The sequence below is a fragment of the Pseudomonas sp. KH_040 genome (genome assembly GCF_057839305.1).
This window is the reverse complement of record NZ_CM174487.1, coordinates 3506095-3528290: the sequence shown is the minus strand read 5'-3', so window position 1 is coordinate 3528290 and position 22196 is coordinate 3506095. Positions and strand designations below refer to the sequence as shown.

Sequence of the window (22196 nt, the reverse complement as noted above, 5' to 3'; positions counted from 1 at the left end):
GAATCCATCCAATGAGTACCGACGCCGGGCGACGGACAAATTCAGCGTAGGACGTTTCTTACGCTTTTCCAGCGAACTTCAGGGACTTGCAACGGGGCGCGATAACAGCCTATTGCCATCAATGCGCGGTGTGTCTGTGCGTATTGGCGCACAGCAAGGGTGAGGTCTAGGCTGGTCAGTCAGTCGCCCATGCGGCGCAACGCCCACGCAGGGACAGGAGCGCAACCGATGAAAGCCCCAGCCAGTATTGTCTGCCTGATGTTCACGCTGGTGCTCGCGCCGGGAGCCCGCGCTAAAGACCCGTCGGCTGCGCCCGCTGCCGAGGCCACGGACGATGCGCCGTTGATCAATCCGCAAGTGGTCGACAAGTTGATCGACATGGGCAATTACCTGCGCAGCCTGCCGAAATTTCAGGTCGATGCCCAAGTCTCGCGCGACACGGTTCTGGAGTCCGGGCAGAAGATCAAGACCGAATCCGCCAACACCCTGAAAGTAGTCGGCCACGATCGTTTGTATGCGAAAAGCGAAGGCGATGTGCGCACTCGCGAGTTCTTCTATAACGGCAAGAAGCTCACCCAGTATTCGCCGTACCTGAAGTACTACACCACCGTTGATGCGCCGGCCACCGTCGCGGAAACCCTGCACAAGGTCGAGAGCTACTACGGTGTGCAGGTGCCGATGGAGGACCTGTTTCTGTTCGGCAGTGATCAGGCGCAGATCGATGCCTTGAAAGCCGCACTGTACGTAGGGCCGTCGGTCATCAAGGGCCAGCTCTGCGACCATTTGGCGTTTCGCCAGGAAGGTATTGACTGGCAGTTGTGGCTGACCCGCTCCGACAAACCCTTGCCGTGCAAACTGGTGATCACCACCACCGACGATAAGAGCTTCCCCGAGTACAGCGCGGTATATCAGTGGAACCTCAAGCCGACCATTCCGGACACGCAATTCACCTTCAAACCGGGCAAAGGCGATGTGGCGATTGCGTTTAAAAAAGCCAGCGATCAGGGAGGGCAGTGACATGAACAAGTCGATGACGTGGAGTCTGTTGTTATCGCTGGCCGCCGCCACGCTGTTGACCGCAGGATATGTCACCGAAGCCGATGCCCGGGGGCAACGCGCTCAGGGCCATGCCCGCGCCAACGTCAACCGCGCGCCGGCGCCGAACGCGCAACGGGCGCAGCGGATCAATGCGCCGCAACGCGCCAATCATCTGAATGCCGGCAATCGGGTCAATTCGGGCAATCGGGTCAACGCCGGCAACAACGTCGGCAATCGCAGGTACGTCAACAACGGCAACCGCAACGTCAACATCGACAACAGTCGCGATGTCGATATTGATGTCGACGGCCATGGCCGTTATGGCTACGACGATCACTACCATCCGGTAGCGACGGCGGCGGCAGTGACAGCTACCGTGGCGGTCACGGCAGCGGTGGTGGGAGCGATCTTTACCCCGGCGCAAATGCCCAGCAGTTGTGTGCAGGTGATTCGCTACAACGTCGCCTACATGCAGTGCGGCTCGACCTGGTACCAGCCTCAGTATCAGGGCAGTGATGTGACGTATGTGGTGGTCAACGCGCCTTGATCAGGCTTTCGGCACCCAGGGTTGCATCTGCGCGAGCATGCCTCGGCCGCCACGGCGCAACCCGGTGGCCAGGGTCAGCCACGACAGGTCAGTGATAATGACGTGTGCGGCCGGGACCAGCCGCACTTCACCGGCGGTGCCGCCGGCCGGTCCTCCGTCGGGCATGAAAATCGTCAGCCAGTCATCCACGCTCTCAACGATCAGGCACAACCGAAAACCTTCGCCTTCGGCAATTATTCCAACCTTGGAACCGTCTTCATTTTCCAGCCCGGCGAAGCGTGCCGTGGTGTCCTTGAACAACTGGTACCCCGGCAAGTTGCTCAGCAGCTTGTTTTCAGTGGCTTCCATGGCCCGCGCTGCCGCTGAGGTGCGTGCGAGCAGCCCGGCGAGAAAACACAGCACAATCAGACCCAACAACGTCGCCACACTCACCAATGTCACGCCCGCGACGTCATAGCCTTTGAACATCGGCAACAACTTCTCGACCGGCCCGCGCAGCAGGTGGATGGCTTTTTCGATCAGCACGACGATCAGCACCAGCGGCAGGATGAACAACAGCCCGCCGATCACGGTGGTCTTGATGAACTTGAACATGACGGCTCCTTGAATGACGTGCGACCGGATTCAAGGCTAGCTGATAAAAAAGGAATGAGCGCCGCGGCGCCCGTGCTGCAGATGGCACAAACCCGGCCAGTGCCGGGTTTGCGGTGGTTGCGCGGAATCAGTTAATCCGCGGGTGCTGCTGCACCAGTTCCTTGCGCTTGGCTTCGAGTGCGGCGATCTCGGCGTCGATGTCTTCGATTTTCTGCTCGATGTTGTCGTGGTGTTCTTGCAGCAGTTCCTTCGCTTCTTCAAGGTCGGAGGCGGCCGGCGCAGCGCCACGCAACGGCTTGTTGGCGGTTTCCTTCATCGTCACGCCGGTGGCCAGACCGACCACGGCGATGACCATCAGGTAATACGCCGGCATGTACAGATCGTTGGTGCTCTCGACCAGCCACGCGACCACGGTCGGCGTCAGACCGGCAATCAGCACTGAAACGTTGAAAGCCGCTGCCAGCGCGCTGTAGCGAATGTGCGTGGGGAACATCGCCGGTAGGGTCGAGGCCATGACGCCGATAAAGAAGTTCAGCAGCACGGCCAGCATCAGCAGGCCGGCGAAGATCAGCCCGATCTTGCCGCTGTTGATCAACATGAACGCCGGGATCGCCAGAATGAACAGGCCGATGCTGCCGACAACGATGAAGGGTTTGCGGCCAATCTTGTCGCTGATAAAGCCAATTGCCGGCTGCACGAAGAGCATGCCGACCATGATCGCGATGATGATCAACACGCCCCGGTTTTCGCTGTAGTGCAGGTTGTGCGACAGGTAACTCGGCATGTAGGTGAGCAGCATGTAGTAAGTAACGTTGGTCACCGCCACCACGCCGATGCAGGTCATCAGGCTGCGCCAGTGTTTGGTCGCGACCTCTTTGAACGAGACTTTCGGGCCGCCGGCGAGGCCTTCGCGATCGCCTTGCTCAAGCTTTTCGACATGCTGCTGGAATGCCGGGGTTTCTTCCAGGGCGTGACGCAGATAAAGACCGATCATGCCCAGCGGCAACGCGAGGAAGAACGGCAGGCGCCAGCCCCATTCCTCGAACTTGGCTTCGCCGAGCGTCGTCGAGATCAACACCACCACCCCGGCACCAAGGACGAAACCGGCGATCGAGCCGAAGTCCAGCCAACTGCCGAGGAACCCGCGTTTACGGTCCGGCGCATATTCGGCGACGAAGATCGAAGCGCCTGTGTATTCGCCACCGACCGAGAAACCCTGAGCCATTTTCGCCAGCAACAGCAGGATCGGTGCCCAGATGCCAATCGAGGCATAGGACGGAATCAGGCCGATGGCAAAGGTGCTCAGCGACATGATCACGATGGTCGCGGCGAGGACTTTCTGTCGTCCGTACTTGTCGCCCAGAGCGCCAAAGAACAAGCCACCCAGCGGCCGGATCAGGAAGGGCACCGAGAAGGTCGCCAGCGCGGCGATCATTTGCGTGCCGGGGTCGGCGCCGGGGAAGAACACTTTGCCGAGCACATAGGCGACGAAGCCATAGACACCAAAGTCGAACCATTCCATGGCATTGCCCAGTGCGGCGGCGGTGATCGCCTTGCGCATCTTGGCGTCGTCGACAATGGTGATGTCGTTCAGGCCGATCGGCTTGACGGTTTTCTTGCGTGATTTCATCCGGGTCTTCTCTTTGCTGATCCATCGTGCCGCGTAGATGCCATCTTTTTGCTGGCGCGTACTCTTTGGCTCAGATACATGAGGACACGAAATAATTCACTGCTCGGCGCTTTTTTTCCTGACGCACCTGTGTAGGAGCTGCCGAAGGCTGCGATCTTTTGATCGTTCCCACGCTCTGCGTGGGAATGCAGCCGGGGACGCTCCGCGTTCCAACAAGATCGCAGCCTTCGGCAGCTCCTACAGGGGAATGTGGTTACCGGCGCAGGGTTGCGTAGGATTTACCGAGGTCGCTGGCCCAGCCATCCAGCACCACTTTGACGTCGTCGGCAGTCAGCACCTGTTTGTCGTTCTCCAGCGGCACACCAGTGCCTTTGCGTATAACTTCGGCAATCACTTCGCCGGTCGAACCGTCCTCGAAAGACACCTCGGTAGCGACCTGACTGTCCTGATCACGGATACCGGTCGCCGTGCTTACGCCCGCAGCGACGAGGGTGACGGGCAGCCACTCATAAAAGCGCAAACCCTGAGTGCTGGTCGCCACTTGGGTGATGGCGGGGCGCACCACCAGCGTATTCGGCCCCGGTTGATTGACCAGATGCATGACCTTGCCCAACTCCAGCCTGAGCGCGGCGTCGTAGTAGTCGGTGACCCCAGACAATGTGCTCAGCGGAATCCGCAGAGTCGGCTCGGCGCTCGGGTAAAACTGGCTCGGCGCCAGATAAACCTGCGTGTATCGACCCCGGGCGAGGGCCGGGCTGACCCACGCCAATACAGGCTGACCGGACGGTGACTGGCGCTCGCTCAACACGCTGTAGTCATGCAGAAAACCGCTGTGTTCGACCTTGTTACTGCTGCAGGCCGACAGGCTCAGGGTGGTGGCGAGGGCCAGCGACAGCGAATGCGTGCGGGTCATTAACGGGTTTCCTTGCGAGGTTGCGTGGCGATGCTATCCGAGCATTCGATGTGCAACTGGCCGTGGCTCATGATCCATTGGATCAGGTCGGCGGCGGCAATGCTGTGGACGTATTCGACCCAGTGCGCATTGGTCGGGCTGAATTGCTCGAAGTAGCGGCGCAGGACGATCCGGCTCTGATCGCTGGACACGCTCAGGCATGACTCCTGGAACACAATCGGCGTATCAGGGCCGAGCGCGGCGGTGCGCTGGCTGAGGATCAAGGGACGATTGCTGTTGTGCCCCCCGGCGCAATGGTTGTCGTTCAATAGCTTCATGCGAACCCCCTGGATTGGAATGGCCGCAGAATGCCCGCGAGGTTTTGCCAGAGAATGTCCGCTTGATGTCAGGCGGGTAGAAATGTTGCTCGATTGAAATAAATGACCCGGGCGGCGAAATGGCTTTAGATTGGCTTTTTTTGGTGCATGGATTCTGTAACTGTGAGCAGACTGCTGTTCGTCGACGACGACGTGGAAATTCTCGCGCTGCTGAAGAAGTTCTTCGTGCAGCACGCCTATGAAGTCGACGTGGCGCCACACGGCGAGGCCATGTGGGCGGCGATCGCGCAGAACCGTCCGGACACGATCATTCTTGACCTGATGATGCCCGGCGAAAGCGGCCTGAGTCTGTGCCAAAAGGTGCGCGCGCAGCTGGGCATTCCGATCATCATGCTCACGGCCATGGCCGAGCTGAGCGATCGCATTGTCGGTCTGGAGTTGGGCGCCGACGATTACCTGACCAAGCCTTTCGCCCCGCAGGAATTGCTCGCTCGCATACGTGCCTTGCAGCGCCGCGCTGGCGAACAGCGCAATCCGGTCGAGCCTTCACGCCCGGTGATCGGTTTCGCCGGTTGGCATCTGGACATCACCTGTCGCGAATTGCGCTCGCCGGAAAACGTGATGATTCCGCTGTCCGGCGGCGAGTTCGATTTACTCGTGGTCTTCCTCGATCACCCGCAGCGCATTCTCACCCGCGAACAGTTGATCGACCTGACTCACGGCCACGGCCATGACGCCTTCGATCGCAGCATCGATGTGCAAGTCAGCCGCCTGCGCCGCAAGATCGAACCGGACAGCAAGCGCCCGGACCTGATTCGTACGGTGCGCAACGGCGGTTATCTGTTCACTGCCAAGGTCAGCCGCTGATGATCCGCCGACTGTTGCGCGGCGACACCCTGCGCCGGCACATCGCCCTGACCATCGTGGCGGCGATGGTCGCGTCTCTGGCGTTGAATGCGCTGTTCGTGCAAGTCGCCGGCATCTGGGCGCGGCCACCGATTGAACGCACCGGCCTGCTGGAACAGATTGCCGCGACGTCGCGGGTGATCGAAGCGGCCCCGGCCAACCTGCGCCCGCAACTGGCCGCCGCCGCGAGCAGCGCCATGCTGCACGTGTCGTGGCAAGCACAGCGCGCGGATTTCGATCTGCCCAATGACGGCCTTCGCCTGCCAGCGAGCAGGGTGCCGGTGCTGCAGCAACTGCTGGGCAATGATCGAAAAATCGAGGTGTTCAGCCCAGGCGACTGGCCGAACGGCAGTCCCCAGGCGCATTACGCCGCCGTCGTGCAATTGGTCGATGGCAGTTGGTTGTCATTTATCCCGCCGGAGCGCAGTTGGGGTCTGGAGTTTGGCGTGCGTATCGTGATCGTCATCGCGTTGGGACTGATTGCCACATTGCTCGTCGCCTGGGTCGCCACCCGGCAACTGGCCAATCCGTTGCAGCGTTTCACGCGTGCCGCCAGACGCTTCGGCACTGACCTGCGCGCACCGCCGATCAAACTCGAAGGCCCCGACGAAATTCGTCAGGCGATCATCGCCTTCAACACCATGCAGGCACAGATCCAGCACTTCATCGCCGAGCGCACGCACATGCTCGCGTCAATTTCCCACGACCTGCGCGCACCGCTGACACGCATGCGTTTGCGCAGTGAATTCATGGAAGACCTCGATCATCAGGGCAAATTGATTCGCGACGTTGAAGAGATGCAGTCGATGATCAACGCTGCGTTGGCGTTCTTCCGCGAAGACACGCACCGCGAGCAGACCACGGCATTCGATCTGTCGGAGCTGCTGCAAACCATCGTCGACGACTACCGCGATCAGCACATCAATGTCGATTTCGATGGCCCGGCGCATCTGGTGTACGAAGGGCGACCGCTGGGGATCAAACGGGTGATCGTCAATCTGCTGGAGAATGCGCTGAAGTATGCGCAGCGTCCGGGCATCGCATTGAAGTGTGATGAGTATTCGATCTGTATCGAGGTCAGCGACGAAGGCCCCGGTATCCCCGAAGCGGCGTTGGAGCAGGTGTTCGATCCGTTCTTTCGCCTGGAGGCTTCGCGCAACCGCGACACCGGGGGCGTAGGCTTGGGGCTGTCGGCGGCGCGGGCGATTGTGCGCGAGCAGGGCGGAGAACTGACGTTGAGCAACCGTAGCGGCCAAGGATTGCTGGCGCGGGTTGAGTTGCCGCGTAACGGATAGTTGCTGGCGTGAAATTTATTCTGTAGATTTTCATGAAATTATAAAAAGATAATTTCATGAGGTCGCGCATGTTTCAGCAATCCAGCCAGCACGTCGACAGCTATTACGCCCATAGTTGCGCGGATATTCTGAGCAACCGCGCTGTGCTGGAAGGACAGCATGACGCTGACGTGGTGATCATCGGTGCCGGTTTCAGTGGATTGCACACGGCGTTGCGTCTGGCGTTGGCCGGCAAACGCGTGGTGGTGCTCGAAGCCAGTCGCGTGGCGTGGGCCGCGTCGGGGCGTAACGGCGGGCAGGCGATTCTTGGTTGGTCATGTGACATGCCGCCGCTGGAAGCTGCGTTGGGGCATGAACGGGCCAGACGGCTTTGGGATGGCATGCGCTGGGCCGCCGGGGAATTACGCGACTTGCCCGGGCGGCATGGTTTCGATTGCGACTATCGTCCCGGGCATTTGTGGACTTCGGTGATGCCACGGCGGGTCAGTCTGCTCAGCGAATGGCAACACGAGGCCAGCCACAAATGGGGCCACGATGGGTTGCAGTTCATTCCCCGTGAACAACTGCCGGAATGGGTGGCCACCGATCGCTATCAGGCCGGGCTTTACGACCCTGAGGGCGCGCACCTAAATCCATTGAAACTGGCGCTGGGCCTGGCGGATGCCATCGAGCGAGCCGGCGGGCGTATCCATGAACAAAGCAAGGCGTTGAGTTATCAGAAGCAGCGCGACGGTTTCCGCGTCAACACCGAGCGCGGTGCGGTGCGCGCCGATGTGCTGGTGCTGGCGTGCAACGCTTACCTCGATGAACTCGACCCGCAACTGTCCAGTTGCATTCTGCCGGTGGGCACCTACCAAGTGGCCACCGCACCACTGACATCCGAGCAGGCCACCGCGCTGTTGCCGCGCAATGTCTGCGTGACCGACAACCAGTTCGTCCTCGATTACTTCAGGCGCACGCCGGATAACCGTTTGTTGTTCGGTGGCGGCTGCACGTATCTCGGTGGCATGCCCAAAGACATTGCGGCAGCGACCCGACCGTTTCTTGAGCGGGTATTCCCGCAGCTCAAGGGCGTCGGTATCGAGTTTGCCTGGGGTGGGCATATCGACCTGACGATGAACCGCACACCCGATGTCGGCGGCGTGGGCAATCGATATTGGCTGCAAGGCTACTCGGGCCACGGCGTTCTGCCGACATTGGCCGCCGCGCGTGCGGTGTCCGATGCGATTCTTGGCGATGCGGATGAACTGGCGTTGTATCAGGGCCTGAGTAATGGCCGCTTCCCCGGTGGCAAGCATTTCGCGGCACCGCTGGAGGCGATTGGCAAAGCCTGGTATCGCCTGCGCGACAGTATTTGATGAGACCTTTTTCGGAATCCATGGCATGAACAAGCAAGAAGAAATCGCCGCGCTGGCGATCCTCATCCACGACCTGCGCAAGCACAAGAAATGGACCCTGAAGGAACTGGCCGACAAGATCGGCCGTTCGGTGGGTTTCCTCTCGCAGGTCGAGCGCGGCTTGTCGCGGCCAACCGTGGCGGATCTCACCGCGATCAGTGAAACCTTCGGCGTGCCGACCACTTATTTCTACAGCCTGCCCAAGCCTAAAGAGTTGCCGTGGGTCACGCGCCCGGACGAGCGCCGCACGTTGTATTACGCCAACGGCATCACCGACATTCTGGTGTCGCCGCAGATCCGCGCCTCGTTCTCCATGCTCGAAAGTCATCTCGAAGCCGGCGCCAGCAGCGGTGATCGCCATCTGACCGACAGCTCGGAGCAGGGTGGTTACATCCTCGAAGGCGAACTGACGCTGTGGCTGGGCGACGACGAAGAACCGACCACGCTGAAGGCTGGTGACAGCTTTCAATTCGACAGCCATACCCGCTGCCGCTACGGCAACCTCACCGAGCAGCTGACCCGCGTGCTCTGGGTCTACACCTGATCACAACAAAGGATGAACACGATGGACGCTGTCTGCGCTGACCTGCTCGCCGAAGTGCGTGCCTTTCGCCAACGCTACCCCGAGGTGCGTTATGTCGACCTGATTTGCCTGGACATTCCCGGGCACTTTTACGGCAAGCGTTACCCGGTAGACATGCTCGAAAAAGTCGCCGCCGGCAGCGTACTGAAGCTGCCGCAGAATTGCGTACTGTTGGGCGTGCAGGGTGGCTTGTTCCCGATCGGCGATTACTGCTTCAACGACGGCGACCCGGATGCCGTGCGCCGTCTGGTGCCGGGCACACTGAAACCGGTGACATGGGAAGCGCAGCCGCTGGGGCAGATGCTGATCACGTCGGACGGCACCGAAAAACCGATCGAATTCGAACCGCGTGAAGTCCTCGCACAGGTGCTCAAGCGTCTGGCGCGCAAAGGCATTCATCCGGTGGTGGCCTTCGAGCTGGAGTTCTACCTGTTCGATAAAAAGCTGCGCGACGGTCTGCCGCAATTCCCCCGCGACGACCTGACTGACGACGCCGATGATCAACCGAACCTGCACATCGAACGCCTTTCACGCTTTGCGCCGGTGCTGGATGACATGGTCGAAGCCACACGGGCGCAGGGCATCGACGCCACGGTGATTACCGCTGAACTTGGCCCCGGTCAGTTTGAAATCAACTTCGGCCATCTCGATGATGGCGTGCAAGCGGCGGATTGGGCGGCGTTGTTCTGCCGCAGCACGCGCGGTGTTGCGCTTAAACACGGCTACCGCGCCAGCTTTATGGCCAAACCGTACTTGCAGCATCCGGGCAGCGGTATGCATGTGCATGTCAGTCTCTACGATTCGGCGGGCAATAATCTGCTGGCCGCGAATGAGCAGCAGCCGTTACGCCATGCGGTCGCCGGGTGCCTGGAACTGCTGCCGCACAGCATGCCGATCTTTGCGCCGAACCAAAATGCGATGCGCCGTTTGGGCGGCACGGTGAACACGGCGAGCAAAGCCAGTTGGGGCTTTGAGGATCGCGATGCGTGCCTGCGCATTCCGGAGTCGGACGCGAAGAATTTGCGCGTTGAATATCGGCTGGCGGGCGCGGATGCCAATCCGTATCTGGTGTTGGCGGCGATTCTAGTGGGGCTGGAGCATGGGCTGGAGTCCGGCAAAGAACCGATTGCACCGCTGAATGAAGACCGCAGTAGCGGGATTGATTTTCCCAAGGAAATGTTCGAAGCCGTGCGTGCGATGCAACATCAGCCGCAATTGCGTGAAGGGTTGGGCGCTGAGTTTGTCGATGTGTATTGCGAGAACAAACGGCAGGATCATTTGGCGTTTATGCAGGAGATTGGTGCGCGGGAGTATCGGTGGTATTTGTGAGGCTAGGGACATCGTTATTGTGGGATTGATGACGGTTTTGCAGGTGACGGCAGGCGTAGTCAGCGAGAAAGACAATAGTGTCATGGAGATAATCGTGGTTTATAAGGAGCTTCGTAATGACAAGTGAAAGTAACCGGCACATTGAAGTAAATCCACAAGAGCATTTGAATGAGATTCGGCGCCTGTTAGCGAAGGCCAAGCGTAGTTCATCAAAGTCTATGGAAGAGATGAGGGCTCTGGAGCGTGAGCTTCAGATCAATGTTGAAAAAATAAAATACGAACTGGGCAAAGAGATAATTGAACAGGCTAACGCGCCGATCAATAGGGCTGTTAACGTTCTTAGTTATGTTTTAGCAGCGGTCGTTATCGTTGGTGGTGCGTTCGCCTGGATTACAACCAATAATCTTAAATCCACATTGCAGACCTTGATGACGCAAAGAATCGAGGGTTGGCTTTCATTGAACAATGACAGTTCGGAAGCCAGTAAAACACTTGATACTTATCGGACACGCGCTTTACTTGACTCCTATATGATCCAACTTGCCCGGCGTAAAGCTCAGAGTGACATTATGGCGAGACTGGATTTCAAGGCTGGCGACGAAAAACGGCTCTTGTCAATTGTCCAGTCAACGTCATCGGATCGTCAGGACTTCTACGACGCTTTACGTTTACTCGCCCTCGCAGACGGTGAATGGGGGATTATAGCTGGAGAGAATGGTTTGGGGCGGCAGCTCGTTGGGCTACTTAAAGACCCACAGTACGATGCAACGAGAAAGCTTGAAATACTTCAGATTCTTTCTCGCGATCGTAATTTGCTCGAGGTTGAGGCTGACTATATACAGGACGAGTCCGCACCTGAGTCGTTTCGCTATCAGTCTTACCTGAATCTTAAGGGTTATGATAAAAACTCAGTCCCAAATCAGCTTGCTTTAAAGTATGCGACTGCGCTGATCAGGGGTTCCAAAAGTACCTACAAGGTGCAGGATGCCTTGGAGTTCATCGCTTCTGTTGATCCGGACAATGCTGATTTAACGGCATTTCTTGGAAACATGAGCGAGCGTCAGCGTGAGGTCAGGATGGGTTATCGCCTGGCGGTTGCCAAAGGCCTCACCTCTCAACTTCCATCTCCAAGTTTTTCCGGCTATGAGGCGTTTGAAGAGAGCGAGCCAGTGGATAGGGGTTTGATACGCTCCAAAGTGGCAGAACTTATGTCGGAGTTACTGGATGATGGCCTGGTGCTAGGAGTCGACGAAAATTTTTCTGGCAAACCTCACCTCGAGATTCGCTATACGCAAGCGTCTGGCGTCGCATTATCAACGGTATTTCCGTTGGATCGCCTGCTTCAAGACGAACTGCTTATTCAGGAAATTTACAAGCGTCAATACACTAAAGGCTTAGATCGTTTTGCTCGATTTTTTTCAACGTTGGATAGAGGTGAAGTTGTAACTCAGGCAAAACTAACTGTGTCCGCAGAACAGCTTGGTGTGGGGCGCGATACATCACTGCCGAAAGCCATCATAGGCCGACTGGAGTTTGCCAAAGATGGAACATTAAAGTTCGCATGGAGAGATAGTTTGGGTGATTGGCAAACCAGTGCTATTGAAACGCTGATCGATGCAACCGTCAGTTTAACGGTCGATAAAAACTACATCTCGTATCGTGATACGAGCCTGACAGACTGGATTTTCTAGCTGGGGAGATTCGGAGACAGATCAAGACACTAGACGTACAGGCCGATAACAGCTACTCACTCCCTCAACCCTTCAACGACATCGGCCTGTTCCCGCCCGGAGGCAAGCCAAACAGCCTCCGTACCCCATTAAGAAACGCCCCATAAGGCCGCCCCAGAACCAGCATCATCACGGCCGCGCCAAGTGTGCCGCGCACCAAACCTTCTCCCGATGCACCACTAAAGGCAATGATCGCTGCATAAATCGGCACTTGAAAACTGACCAGGGCGATGCTGTCCCAGAGCAACCTCGACACTCGACCCTGACCTGCGCGCGTCATCACCCAATCGCGCCAGACACCGTAAGGTCGTGCGACCGGAATCATCAGCGCCGCGCCCAGAAGGCGCGCGTGCAGGACCTGATCCCAGGTCATGCCGGCAATCAAACGTTCATTGATGATGCCGGTGGTGGTGAAAAACAGGATCAGCGCTGTGGTGTCTGCGATAAATGCAGTCCGACGCGTTGGCTGTTGCAGGCGTTGCGGCACCTCAATTCTCCTTTCATGGCTTCAGCTTTCTTCAGTTAAACGCCGGCGCTTCATCGTGATGTGACAGCGGCTGCACCGCGAGGTGCGGAGATTCGCCGAAGTACTCGATCAGCAGTTCGGTGAGCACGCGGATCTTGCGCGCGGGATGCGGGCCTGGCGGGCGGAGGAGGTAGGCACCGGCAGGGGGCGGTGGATGGTTGGTCATGATCGGCACGAGTGCACCCGTGGCGATGTGCTCGTGGGTGAGGCAATCGGGCAAGTAGGCGACGCCGAGACCGGCAACTGCGGCCGCAGCGAGCGCAGTGCCATTGTCAGCCTTGAAGCGTCCTTGCGGGCGAACCGTGATGACCTTGTCAGCCGCCATGAATTGCCAGGCTTCGGTACCTTGCATGAGAGCCTGATGGGCGTGCAGTTCGTCCGGGGTTTCGGGGGCGCCGTGCGCTTTGATGTAGTCCGGACTCGCGACGAGCTTGGTGTAAACCGGGCCGATACGCCTGGCGATCAAGTTGGAGTCCTGCAGATAACCCACGCGAATGGCGCAATCGTAGCCCTCGGTAATCAGGTCAACGAAGCGATCGCTGTAGCAGGTCTGCATGTGCAACTGAGGGTGACGGCGAGCCATTTCCGCCAGCACCGGGGCGAAGTGCGTCGGCCCGAACGACAATGGCACTGCTACTCGCAGGCGGCCACGCAGGGCGCCAGCGGGCAGGATGGTTTCCCTGGCGATATCGATTTCGCTGCAGACTTTGGCGGCGTAATCGCGGAACGTCGCGCCGGCCTCGGTGAGCGATGCGCCGCGCGTCGAGCGTGCCAGCAGTTGCACGCCCAGTTCTGCTTCAAGCCGGGCCAGCCGGCGGCTGACGATTGATTTCGAGACCCCGAGCCGCAGCGCAGCCTGTGAAATACCTCCGGCATCCGCCACTTCGACGAAGGTTTGCAGTTCTTCGATATCCATTTTTGCGTTCCCCTTGGCGCGACACAGTTCGCCTCGGGATGCTACTACTGCCGCGAATAGGGGAACAGCACAATGGGTTTTCCAGGCACGGCGTCACTCGCGTGCGTTCTGGAATCACAAACCGCACGGGCTCCGGCCGATTCACCCACGTGCGTTACCCAGACAAAAGGACCTGCAAATGGCAAGCGAAGCAATCCGCAACCCCCACACCGATCAACTGCTGACGCCCGAGAATTCAGCATTGATCGTCATCGACTATCAACCGGTTCAGGTGTCTTCGATCCGCTCGATGCCTCGCGATGAACTGGTCTTCAACATCACCAGCGTTGCGAAAGCGGCAGTCAACTACAACCTGCCGATCATCCACTCGACCGTGAATGTCGCGACCGGGCGCAACAAACCGCCGATTCAAGAGTTGCAAGCGGTGCTCGGCCATCTGCCCACCTATGACCGCACGTCGATCAACAGTTGGGAGGACACCGAGTTCAAGCAGGCAGTCAAAGCGCTCGGGCGCAAAAAACTGATCATGACCGCGCTGTGGACTGAAGCCTGTCTGACCTTCCCGGTGCTCGACGCGATCCAGGAAGGCTATGAGGTTTATGTGCCGATCGATGCGGTGGGCGGCACGTCGCTGGCCGCGCACGAGGCGGCGTTGCGCAGAATGGAACAGGCAGGTGCGAAGCTGATCAGCCGGGTGCAGATGTACTGCGAACTGCAGCGCGACTGGGCGCGAGAGGTGACCGTGCCGGGCTTTATGGGCGTGTTCGAAAACTTCGACGGATTCAATGCTGAAAAGGCGCTGCAAGAGGCTGGCAACAAGGCCTGAGTAACGGGCCGTTGTTAAAGGTGGCGCTGGCAATCGCCGGCGCTGCCTTCATTTGGCCTGTTTCAAACGCCTGAAAATAATCTGAACCGCTTTAGGACCTGCTCGCCTAATGATTAGCTTGTGGTCAATCGCACAGGCGATGTGCCAATTCCGGCACACTCCGAGAGGTGGTCAACGTGGCTAAAGACGAAAAGAAAAGCAAAGACAAAGCTGACGCTTCGAAAGCCAGCAAGGATTTGAAGGACAAAAAGTCGTCACCTGCGAAGAAATCAGCAGCGGCTTCGGCGCTTTCGAAGTCCTCCGACAAGGACAAGAAAGACAAGAAGAAAGACGCCGAGCCGAAGAAATCTGCCAAGAAAGCCGATAGCAAGCCTGAGAAGGCCAAAGATTCGAAGAAGGCTGACAAGCCGGCTAAAAAGAAAAAGTGATCTTGAAGACAATAAAAAACCCGGCATTCGAACCGGGTTTTTTATCGCCTGTAATCGGAAAGTCAGAGCGCCGCTTTCACCTGCAAACCAAACACCAATGCATTGTCGATGTCCTGCCCGGAGAACGCGCCCGGCTCGATGATGTACTGCACATTCGGGCGCAGGGTCAGCCAAGGCGTTGCCTGATATCCGTAGCCGAGTTCGATCAATTGCTCGGCGCTGTCCAGGTTCGGGAACGCTGTGCCGTTGTTCAATGCAGCGTCTTGCAGCACGTCACGGCTGCGTGGGTTTGGCACGGCGCGTCCGTAACCCAAGGCGACGGTGTCACGCGGGCGACCTTCGAATGGTTTGTACAAAACCACCCCGGTGCCATACCACTTGCTGAACGGCGAAGCCGCTTCGCTGGCCGCCGAGTATTGGCCGAAGGCATGCAGGCTGCGGCCTTCGGAGGTCGGCGAGCGCCACACGGCTTGATCGACCAGCAGGTAATGACCGCCACGACCGGACACTTCGTCGTCGCTGCCAATGCGTTTTACATCAGAGCTGTCGTAGTAGTAGCCGACTTTGTACTCACCAGGCAGCTCACCCGCATGTTTGTACACCAGCTCGATCGGCACCACGGTACCGGTGGTGTGTTTCGGCCCAAGGTGCCAGGCGCGGCTGGAGTTGCCGTTACTTTCCGGATCGACGTTGAACGCGGCCACGCGCAGTTGCCACGAGGACGACAGGTCGTATTTCACCCGCACACCGAGGTGGGCGTTGGGGTAGTTGGTCCAGCCGCTACCGCCGGACATGTTTAGCGGATGGCCGCAGAAACCGGCGTTCATGAAGTTGCACAGAATGCCGCTATCAAGGCCGCCGAGGTCGTTGCCCATGGCCATGTAACCGAGTTTCACGTTGAGCGCCGGGGTGAACAGGCTGCGTTCGTAGCTCAATTCGGTGAGGCGCGTGTACAGGCCGCCGTAGTTTTCCTGAATCGGCAGACGGTTGCCGACGAGATCTTCCGAAGCGCTGTTGCCGCGACGGTCGTTGATAGTCAACTGGACCTTGCCGGCATTGTCGACGCCGTACAGTTTGCTCAGATCGAACTGCACGCCGAGCTTGATGTTCTGCGAGTAACGCGCCGAGCGGTGCAGGCCGCCGTCGGCGTTGTAAGCCATTTCACCGCTGTAATCGCCGGTGAACTTGATGCCTTGTTCATCCATCTGGTGACGCAAGCCACCCCAGTCACCGGTGAGAGTGCTGCGGGTCAACAGATCGGAATCGTTGTCGGCCAGCGCGGGGAGGGTAGTGGTGCACGCGACGCCCAGCAACAGGCCTTTGAACAGGTCGGAACGGGAAAAACGAACAGCCGATAGCATGTAAATCTTCCTGCAGAAAACTTGAGCAATAGGGGGGAAAGCAGCGCGGCACCCGAAGGTGCCGCGCTCAAAGCAAGCGTCCGCGTTTAACGTGGACACCGTGATCTATGGCAGGGCGTAAGCCATCACGTAGTCGCCGCGATCGGTCGACTGACGCGCACCACCGGCGGTGATGACGATGTATTGCTTGCCGGTTTTCGGCGAAACATAGGTCATCGGGCCGCCCTGACTGCCGACCGGCAGACGTGCTTTCCAGACTTCTTCACCGTTGCCGCTGTTGAACGCACGCAGGTAGAAGTCCTGAGTGCCGGCGATGAAGATCAAACCACCTTGGGTCGACAGCGTGCCGCCGAGGGTTGGCAGACCGATCTTGATCGGCAGGTGCATGCGGATGCCCAGTGGACCGGTGTCTTCAACAGTGCCGACCGGAACCTGCCAAGCAACTTTCTGGGTCTTCATGTCAATGGCAGTCAGCGTGCCGAACGGCGGCGCCTGGCAAGGAATGCCGGCTACCGACAGGAAGCGGTTTTTGTTCACGGCGTAAGGCGTGCCTTTCAGCGGTACGGCGCCCATGCCGGTGTTCAGTGCTTCGCCACCGCCAGCGGCCTGGCCTTTGTTTTGCGACGGGATCATCTGAATCCACAGGCCCAGGCGCATGTCGTTGACGAAGATGAAGCCGTGCACCGGGTCAGTGGAGATGCTGCCCCAGTTCATGCCACCCAGCGAACCCGGGAAACTCAGGGATTTATCGGTACCCGGTGCGGTGTAAAGACCGTCGTAGCGCATGCCTTTGAAGTCGATGCGGCAGAGCAGCTGATCGTACGGAGTGGCGCCCCACATGTCCGATTCGGTCAAGTGCTGAGCACCGATTTCTGGCATGCCCACCGATTTCGGCTGAGTCGGGGAGTATGGTTCGTTCGGGATGTTCGCCGCTTTGACCGGCACTTCTTTCACGTCGGTCAGCGGTTTGCCGGTGGCACGGTCGAGCACGTAGATCTGCCCGGCCTTGGTGCCGATGACCAGCGCCGGTACGGTTTTGCCGTCCTTGGTGAAGTCGATCAGGCTCGGCTGCATCGGCAGGTCGAAGTCCCAGAGGTCGTTGTGCACGGTCTGGAATACCCAGCGTTCAGCGCCAGTCGTGGCGTCCAGCGCGAGGATCGAAGCGCCGTAGGTGTGATCGAGTTTGCTGCGCTCGACACCATAGATGTCGGTCGAGGAGCTGCCCATCGGCAGGAACACGGTGTTGGTTGCCGGGTCGTAGGACATCGGCGCCCAGCTGTTCGGCGTGCTGCGCACATAAGTGCTGCCGTCGGCCGGTGCGTTTTTATCCTGCGGGTTACCCGGATCGAAGGCCCAACGCATGGCGCCGGTCATCACGTCGAAACCACGGATCACGCCGCCGGGCATGTCGGTCTGCACGTTGTCAGCTACGCGACCGCCAACTACCACAGTGGTACCGGCCATCAGCGGCGCGGACGACAGCTGATAGTAGCTGTCCGGGACATCACCCAGGCCAGCCTTCAGATCTACCTGACCGTTGTTGCCGAAACCCTGGCAGAACTCGCCCGTATCAGCATCGACCGCGATCAAACGGGCATCAATGGTGTTGGTCAGCAGACGACGCTGGCAGTTGGCGGCCGGCGCAGCCTTGGCTTCGATGATCGACGAGTTGCTCGGCTGAGCAATCGCTTTGGTGGCGTCGAAATAAGCCATGCCACGGCAGCGCTGCCAGACTTTCGACTGGGCGTTGATCGCGTTCTTCCACAGCTCTTTACCGGTGTCGGCATCGAGGGCAATCAGGTTGTTGTGCGGGGTGCAGATGAACACCTTGTTGCCAACCTGCAGCGGAGTGAGCTGGTCTTCAGCACCGTTGCCATCGCTCTCGGCGACGTCACCGGTGTGGTAGGTCCACGCGACTTTCAGCTTGTCGACATTGTTGCGGTTGATCTGGTCCAGCGCAGCGAAGCGGCTGCCGCCTTCGGTATTACCGTAGTGCGCCCAGTCCTTTTGCGCCTTGTCCGGCTCGACCGGAGTCAGGCCCGGGCCAGTGCCGGTTGCCGCCACGGTTGGATGGGCGACAAACATATTGCCGGCCGCTACAACCACGCCGACCGCCAGCACCGCAGCCACAGCGTAAGCGCCGCGACCGGCAACACCACCGTTGGCACGCTTGAGCAGCGGATAGACCAGCGCCACGACCAGGCCGATCACACTGAACATGAACAGGCGCGAGAACACCGGCCAGAACACCAGCCCGGCATCGCTCACCGCCCAGATCGCAGTTCCGACCAGGAACGCGGCAAACAGCCACGCGCCGGCAGGCTTGAAGCGCGCGATCAGCAGACCGGAAACGGCCATGACCAAGCCACCCACCAGGAAGTACCACGAGCCTCCCAGGCTGACCAACTTCACGCCGCCCGCAGCCAGCGCCAAGCCGAGCAGGGCGATGACGACGCCCAGCCCGATCAGAATGAATTTTGATATGCCCGAGAGGCGTTGACTCTGCTTCACGTTGAGTGTCCCGTTGAAATGAGGCGCGCATTATATAGTTAGGTAACTACCTAGTTAAATCACAAATTTCAACGTGAAGCGTAGTTCGAGGTTTCGGCTCGCGCCTGCAGAGGACTCAGATGTGGAAATGTCTGTCGAAATGCGCACAAGAATCGCTGTTCTGTCAGCTTGATTGTGAGTTGTGACAGATATCGGAAGCCGTACATTCAGGCGTAAATCATTTTCGCCGGGTTGTAAATGCGACGAATAACCGCCAGGTAGCCCGACCCAGAGCGGTCAATGGATGCGCTGAGCTATATGGATATGCTTTTTTAATCTTGGAATTCGCCACGGTTTACCGCTCAACTGGCGCCTTTTTGATAGGTAGCTATATATGTCCGAGCGGTATGAGGTGGTGGTTCTGGGCTTGGGCGCGATGGGCGCGGCAACGGTTTATCAGTTGGCGAAAGCGGGCGTGAACGTTGTCGGTATTGATCGTCATCATCCACCGCACAACCTCGGTTCCAGCCATGGCGATACTCGAATCACTCGGCTTTCGGTCGGCGAGGGCGCGCAATATGTGCCGATCGTGCGCAATTCTCATCGCATCTGGCGTGAGCTGGAGGCCCTGACCGGCGAGTCTTTGTTCGAGCAATCGGGGTTGCTGGTGCTGACGTCGAGCGCCGAATTCGATCCTGAAGATCAGACCGACTTCACCCTGCGCACCATCGGCCTGGCGCAAACCTACGGCATCGAGCACGAAATCCTGTCCGCCGAACAGATTCGCCAGCGCTTCCCACAATTCGCCAACGTGCACGACTCGGCCATCGGCTATTTTGAACCGGGCGGAGGCTTCGTGCGCCCCGAGCGCTGCATCGATGTTCAGCTCAAATTGGCCGAGCAACACGGAGCGACACTCTACAAAGGCGAGACTGTCACCGGGATCAGCTCGAACGAGGAGGGTGTCACGGTCACCACGGACCGGCGCACGCTGTTTGCCAATAAGCTGGTGATCAGCGCAGGCAACTGGAACGACGAGTGGCTCGGTGAGCCGTATGAGAATCTGCTCAGCGTTTACCGGCAGAAGCTGTTCTGGTTCGAGCTGGAAGAAAACGCCGGACTGGTCGGCCACTCACCGACGTTCATCTTCACCCACGGTCGCGGTGACGACAAAATCAACTACGGCTTTCCCGCGCTACCCGGCGAAAGCAGCATGAAAATCGCCACCGCGCAGTACCACACCTCAACGTCAGCGCAGGCCATCGACCGCACGGTTTCAGCGGCCGAAGCGCAGGACATGTACGAGCACCAGGTACACGATCGCATCGCCGGCGTGACCTCGACAGTGCTCAAGTCAGCGGTCTGCGCCTACACCGTGACGCCAGACCGGCATTTCATCATCGACGAGCATCCGTCGCTGCAACACACCCTGTTCGTCTCGGCCTGTTCCGGGCACGGTTTCAAACATTCCGCCGCGCTCGGCGAAGCGTTTGCACAGTGGTGCATGCGCGGCTCGAGCGACCTGGATCTGTCCTCTTTCTCCCTGAAACGCTTCGAAGGAAAACTATCGTGAAACGCGTCGCGCTCTCCGTAGCACTGCTGGTCGCCGCCATGGGCAATGCCTATGCCGAAACCCTGAAAATCGCCGTGGTGCCTGTGCCCCATGCCGAGATTCTGGAGTTCTTGAAGCCGGAGCTGGCCAAGGAAGGGGTGACGCTGGATGTCAAAGTCTTCTCTGACTACATTCAACCCGACCGGCAGACGGATGAAGGCTTGCTCGACGCCAATTACTTTCAGAGCAAACCGTATTACGAAGCCTACAAAAAAGACCGCCCGAGCAGCGATCAAGTGCCGATCGTCGCCGTGCACATCGAACCGTTCGGTGCCTACTCGAAGAAGATCAAAAACATCAGCGAACTCAAGGACGGCGCGACCATTGCCATTCCCAACGACCCGACCAACTCCGGTCGGGCGCTGCTGCTGATCGCCAAACAAGGCCTGATCACCCTGAAGGATCCTGACAACATCATGGCCACGCGCCTGGATATCGTCAGCAATCCCAAGCATCTGAAGTTCCAGGAGCTCGAAGCGGCTATGCTGCCGCGGGTGTTGAATCAGGTCGACATGGCGTTGATCAACGCCAACTACGCACTGGAAGCCAAACTGGTGCCGCACAAAGACGCGCTTTTTATCGAAAGTTCGGAGTCGCCGTACGCCAATTACCTGTACGTGCGTCGCGACAAGGCCAACGCGCCGGCGGTGCAGAAACTCGGCGCATTGCTTAACTCACCGCAAGTGAAGCAGTTCATTCTTGAGCGTTATCACGGTGATGTGGTGCCGGCGTTCTGACGCCGTCGGGAGCCGCCAGAAATGCTGACGGCTCCCGACATCCTCAAGCGATCTCTTCAAACCTGCGCACATCGCCCAAGGAATCACGCTGCATCGACTGCAGGTTTTTTTCGATGGTTTCACACAGCGCTTCCATCTGAATCTGATGCTCGCTGTGGCGAAACGGGCTCTGCAGATCGGTGCCGATGCGTTCGATGGCCAGCAGCATAAAACCGACCACGGTCGAGGCCAACGGCGTGAACCAGCCCAAAGACTCCACCAGCCCGACGGGCACGATCAGGCAGAACAGCGAAATAAACAGCCGTGGAAAATACACATAAGGGTAGGGCAGCGGCGTATTGGCAATCCGCTCCATGCCGCCCTGACTGTTGGACAAATCCACCAGCGTCGATTCCAGCCGCGCCAGGCGAATGCTGTCCAGACGTCCGGCCTTGTATTCCCGAGCGAGCAAAGTCGCGGAACCGGTGAGGATGTCATTGGCAAAGTTGTTGGTCGTGCCACTGCGGGCGAATTCATTGGCGGGAATAAACGCGCGGACTTCCTCAGGGCAAGGCTGCCCTTGCAGATGCGCGGCGAGGCAATTCACATAAGCGACGTGGCGGCGCAACAGGGTCGACTTGACCGGATTGACCTCGCCATCGGGATCATCCAGCAGCGTCAGCACCTGGCGGGCGAAGCTGCGTGAATTGTTGATCATCGACCCCCACAACGTGCGTGCTTCCCACCAACGGCTGTAAGCGCTGCTGTTGCGGAAACTGATCAGCACGATCAATGCCGAACCCAATAACGTCAGGGGCATCAATGGCAGATTCAGTTTGGCGTTGAGGAACAGCATGAAGTCGACGGTGACGGCGATGTCCCAGAGCAGCAGCCAGAACAACGCCCAGCCGACATAGCCCAGGGTCTTGATGATCAAACGGTATTTTCTGACGATGGCAGCTTTCAAACGGAAACCTCGTGGCGAGCGGTAAGCGTTAACGCCTTAGCTCGGACGCTGTTTTCGGGGGAAAGGTTCGGTCAA

The 22196-nt window shown here is 58.7% G+C and carries 21 protein-coding genes; 12 read left to right on the top strand and 9 right to left on the bottom strand.

Annotated elements, in window-relative coordinates; all coding sequences use genetic code 11:
• Nucleotides 1-228 precede the first annotated feature (228 nt).
• The gene (locus AC3IUF_RS15755) at nucleotides 229-1017 is read left to right on the top strand and encodes a DUF2092 domain-containing protein (protein ID WP_489278542.1); all 789 of its coding nucleotides are present in this window, start codon (nucleotides 229-231) and stop codon (nucleotides 1015-1017) included.
• 1 nt (nucleotide 1018) lies between these two features.
• Nucleotides 1019-1585 carry a hypothetical protein gene (locus AC3IUF_RS15750; RefSeq protein ID WP_489278540.1) on the top strand — a complete coding sequence of 189 codons (567 nt, stop codon included), beginning with the start codon at nucleotides 1019-1021 and terminating at the stop codon, nucleotides 1583-1585.
• On the opposite strand, the gene AC3IUF_RS15745 is transcribed toward AC3IUF_RS15750, so the two are convergent.
• The 4 genes from AC3IUF_RS15745 to AC3IUF_RS15730 all read right to left on the bottom strand — a co-directional run bounded on the left by AC3IUF_RS15745 (nucleotide 1586) and on the right by AC3IUF_RS15730 (nucleotide 5039).
• Entirely contained in the window at nucleotides 1586-2179 is a 594-nt protein-coding gene (locus AC3IUF_RS15745; protein ID WP_007913304.1) for a DUF502 domain-containing protein, read from the bottom strand.
• Between the two features lie 127 nt (nucleotides 2180-2306).
• A complete protein-coding gene (gene proP, locus AC3IUF_RS15740) occupies nucleotides 2307-3809 on the bottom strand; it encodes a glycine betaine/L-proline transporter ProP (RefSeq protein WP_038361543.1) in 1503 nt (500 codons plus the stop codon).
• Nucleotides 3810-4062: 253 nt separating this feature from the next.
• A complete protein-coding gene (locus AC3IUF_RS15735; RefSeq protein WP_095112114.1) occupies nucleotides 4063-4722 on the bottom strand; it encodes a DUF3313 domain-containing protein in 660 nt (219 codons plus the stop codon).
• Nucleotides 4722-5039: a hypothetical protein gene (locus AC3IUF_RS15730; RefSeq protein ID WP_414917186.1), complete on the bottom strand. Its 318-nt coding sequence runs from the start codon at nucleotides 5037-5039 to the stop codon at nucleotides 4722-4724. Before AC3IUF_RS15730 ends, AC3IUF_RS15735 begins: the two co-directional genes overlap by 1 nt.
• Nucleotides 5040-5186: 147 nt before the next feature.
• Here AC3IUF_RS15730 and AC3IUF_RS15725 point away from each other — a divergent pair, with 147 nt between their 5' ends.
• The 6 genes from AC3IUF_RS15725 (at nucleotide 5187) to AC3IUF_RS15700 (ending at nucleotide 12240) form a co-directional block, all read left to right on the top strand.
• Nucleotides 5187-5906, top strand: coding sequence for a response regulator (locus AC3IUF_RS15725; protein WP_489278538.1), 720 nt, complete (start codon nucleotides 5187-5189; stop codon nucleotides 5904-5906).
• The gene (locus AC3IUF_RS15720) at nucleotides 5906-7240 is read left to right on the top strand and encodes an ATP-binding protein (protein ID WP_007913295.1); all 1335 of its coding nucleotides are present in this window, start codon (nucleotides 5906-5908) and stop codon (nucleotides 7238-7240) included. The genes AC3IUF_RS15725 and AC3IUF_RS15720 overlap by 1 nt, the downstream gene beginning before the upstream one ends.
• 68 nt (nucleotides 7241-7308) lie before the next feature.
• Nucleotides 7309-8598 (top strand): NAD(P)/FAD-dependent oxidoreductase, encoded by a 1290-nt coding sequence (locus AC3IUF_RS15715; RefSeq protein ID WP_489278536.1) that lies wholly within the window; start codon nucleotides 7309-7311, stop codon nucleotides 8596-8598.
• 25 nt (nucleotides 8599-8623) lie between these two features.
• A complete protein-coding gene (locus AC3IUF_RS15710) occupies nucleotides 8624-9181 on the top strand; it encodes a helix-turn-helix domain-containing protein (protein ID WP_397480513.1) in 558 nt (185 codons plus the stop codon).
• A 21-nt stretch (nucleotides 9182-9202) separates the two neighbouring features.
• Nucleotides 9203-10549, top strand: coding sequence for a glutamine synthetase family protein (locus tag AC3IUF_RS15705; RefSeq protein WP_489278534.1), 1347 nt, complete (start codon nucleotides 9203-9205; stop codon nucleotides 10547-10549).
• A 116-nt stretch (nucleotides 10550-10665) separates the two neighbouring features.
• Complete coding sequence (locus AC3IUF_RS15700; RefSeq protein WP_489278533.1) at nucleotides 10666-12240, top strand: hypothetical protein; 1575 nt, start codon at nucleotides 10666-10668, stop codon at nucleotides 12238-12240.
• A gap of 64 nt (nucleotides 12241-12304) precedes the next feature.
• Here AC3IUF_RS15700 and alaE read toward each other — a convergent pair whose 3' ends face one another.
• Both alaE and AC3IUF_RS15690 read right to left on the bottom strand, forming a co-directional pair.
• Nucleotides 12305-12766 (bottom strand): L-alanine exporter AlaE, encoded by a 462-nt coding sequence (gene alaE, locus AC3IUF_RS15695; RefSeq protein ID WP_489278531.1) that lies wholly within the window; start codon nucleotides 12764-12766, stop codon nucleotides 12305-12307.
• Between the two features lie 31 nt (nucleotides 12767-12797).
• On the bottom strand, nucleotides 12798-13721 hold the full coding sequence (locus tag AC3IUF_RS15690) for a LysR family transcriptional regulator (protein WP_489278529.1): 924 nt from the start codon (nucleotides 13719-13721) through the stop codon (nucleotides 12798-12800).
• A 178-nt stretch (nucleotides 13722-13899) separates the two neighbouring features.
• Here AC3IUF_RS15690 and AC3IUF_RS15685 point away from each other — a divergent pair, with 178 nt between their 5' ends.
• Together AC3IUF_RS15685 and AC3IUF_RS15680 are read left to right on the top strand one after the other, a co-directional pair.
• Nucleotides 13900-14547: a hydrolase gene (locus tag AC3IUF_RS15685; RefSeq protein WP_038361513.1), complete on the top strand. Its 648-nt coding sequence runs from the start codon at nucleotides 13900-13902 to the stop codon at nucleotides 14545-14547.
• 176 nt (nucleotides 14548-14723) lie between these two features.
• The gene (locus AC3IUF_RS15680) at nucleotides 14724-14975 is read left to right on the top strand and encodes a hypothetical protein (protein ID WP_007913274.1); all 252 of its coding nucleotides are present in this window, start codon (nucleotides 14724-14726) and stop codon (nucleotides 14973-14975) included.
• Nucleotides 14976-15037: 62 nt separating this feature from the next.
• Here AC3IUF_RS15680 and AC3IUF_RS15675 read toward each other — a convergent pair whose 3' ends face one another.
• Both AC3IUF_RS15675 and AC3IUF_RS15670 read right to left on the bottom strand, forming a co-directional pair.
• Nucleotides 15038-16336 carry a carbohydrate porin gene (locus AC3IUF_RS15675; protein WP_489278526.1) on the bottom strand — a complete coding sequence of 433 codons (1299 nt, stop codon included), beginning with the start codon at nucleotides 16334-16336 and terminating at the stop codon, nucleotides 15038-15040.
• A 105-nt stretch (nucleotides 16337-16441) separates the two neighbouring features.
• Complete coding sequence (locus tag AC3IUF_RS15670; RefSeq protein WP_489278525.1) at nucleotides 16442-18847, bottom strand: glucose/quinate/shikimate family membrane-bound PQQ-dependent dehydrogenase; 2406 nt, start codon at nucleotides 18845-18847, stop codon at nucleotides 16442-16444.
• 373 nt (nucleotides 18848-19220) lie between these two features.
• Between AC3IUF_RS15670 and solA the strand changes: the two genes are divergently transcribed.
• Both solA and AC3IUF_RS15660 read left to right on the top strand, forming a co-directional pair.
• Nucleotides 19221-20399, top strand: coding sequence for an N-methyl-L-tryptophan oxidase (gene solA, locus AC3IUF_RS15665; protein WP_489278523.1), 1179 nt, complete (start codon nucleotides 19221-19223; stop codon nucleotides 20397-20399).
• Nucleotides 20396-21175, top strand: a complete 780-nt coding sequence (locus AC3IUF_RS15660; RefSeq protein ID WP_095112128.1) for a MetQ/NlpA family ABC transporter substrate-binding protein — start codon at nucleotides 20396-20398, stop codon at nucleotides 21173-21175. The genes solA and AC3IUF_RS15660 overlap by 4 nt, the downstream gene beginning before the upstream one ends.
• A gap of 43 nt (nucleotides 21176-21218) precedes the next feature.
• On the opposite strand, the gene AC3IUF_RS15655 is transcribed toward AC3IUF_RS15660, so the two are convergent.
• The gene (locus AC3IUF_RS15655) at nucleotides 21219-22121 is read right to left on the bottom strand and encodes a bestrophin family protein (RefSeq protein WP_489278522.1); all 903 of its coding nucleotides are present in this window, start codon (nucleotides 22119-22121) and stop codon (nucleotides 21219-21221) included.
• Nucleotides 22122-22196 lie beyond the last annotated feature (75 nt).

Coding starts and splice junctions, on each gene's coding strand:
- AC3IUF_RS15730 (WP_414917186.1), bottom strand. CDS start 5,039: ATGAAGCTATTGAACGACAACCATTGCGCCGGGGGGCACAACAGCAAT.
- AC3IUF_RS15720 (WP_007913295.1), top strand. CDS start 5,906: ATGATCCGCCGACTGTTGCGCGGCGACACCCTGCGCCGGCACATCGCC.
- solA (WP_489278523.1), top strand. CDS start 19,221: ATGTCCGAGCGGTATGAGGTGGTGGTTCTGGGCTTGGGCGCGATGGGC.
- AC3IUF_RS15705 (WP_489278534.1), top strand. CDS start 9,203: ATGGACGCTGTCTGCGCTGACCTGCTCGCCGAAGTGCGTGCCTTTCGC.
- proP (WP_038361543.1), bottom strand. CDS start 3,809: ATGAAATCACGCAAGAAAACCGTCAAGCCGATCGGCCTGAACGACATC.
- AC3IUF_RS15750 (WP_489278540.1), top strand. CDS start 1,019: ATGAACAAGTCGATGACGTGGAGTCTGTTGTTATCGCTGGCCGCCGCC.
- AC3IUF_RS15675 (WP_489278526.1), bottom strand. CDS start 16,336: ATGCTATCGGCTGTTCGTTTTTCCCGTTCCGACCTGTTCAAAGGCCTG.
- AC3IUF_RS15755 (WP_489278542.1), top strand. CDS start 229: ATGAAAGCCCCAGCCAGTATTGTCTGCCTGATGTTCACGCTGGTGCTC.
- AC3IUF_RS15745 (WP_007913304.1), bottom strand. CDS start 2,179: ATGTTCAAGTTCATCAAGACCACCGTGATCGGCGGGCTGTTGTTCATC.
- AC3IUF_RS15690 (WP_489278529.1), bottom strand. CDS start 13,721: ATGGATATCGAAGAACTGCAAACCTTCGTCGAAGTGGCGGATGCCGGA.
- AC3IUF_RS15725 (WP_489278538.1), top strand. CDS start 5,187: ATGGATTCTGTAACTGTGAGCAGACTGCTGTTCGTCGACGACGACGTG.
- AC3IUF_RS15700 (WP_489278533.1), top strand. CDS start 10,666: ATGACAAGTGAAAGTAACCGGCACATTGAAGTAAATCCACAAGAGCAT.
- AC3IUF_RS15710 (WP_397480513.1), top strand. CDS start 8,624: ATGAACAAGCAAGAAGAAATCGCCGCGCTGGCGATCCTCATCCACGAC.
- AC3IUF_RS15715 (WP_489278536.1), top strand. CDS start 7,309: ATGTTTCAGCAATCCAGCCAGCACGTCGACAGCTATTACGCCCATAGT.
- AC3IUF_RS15685 (WP_038361513.1), top strand. CDS start 13,900: ATGGCAAGCGAAGCAATCCGCAACCCCCACACCGATCAACTGCTGACG.
- AC3IUF_RS15735 (WP_095112114.1), bottom strand. CDS start 4,722: ATGACCCGCACGCATTCGCTGTCGCTGGCCCTCGCCACCACCCTGAGC.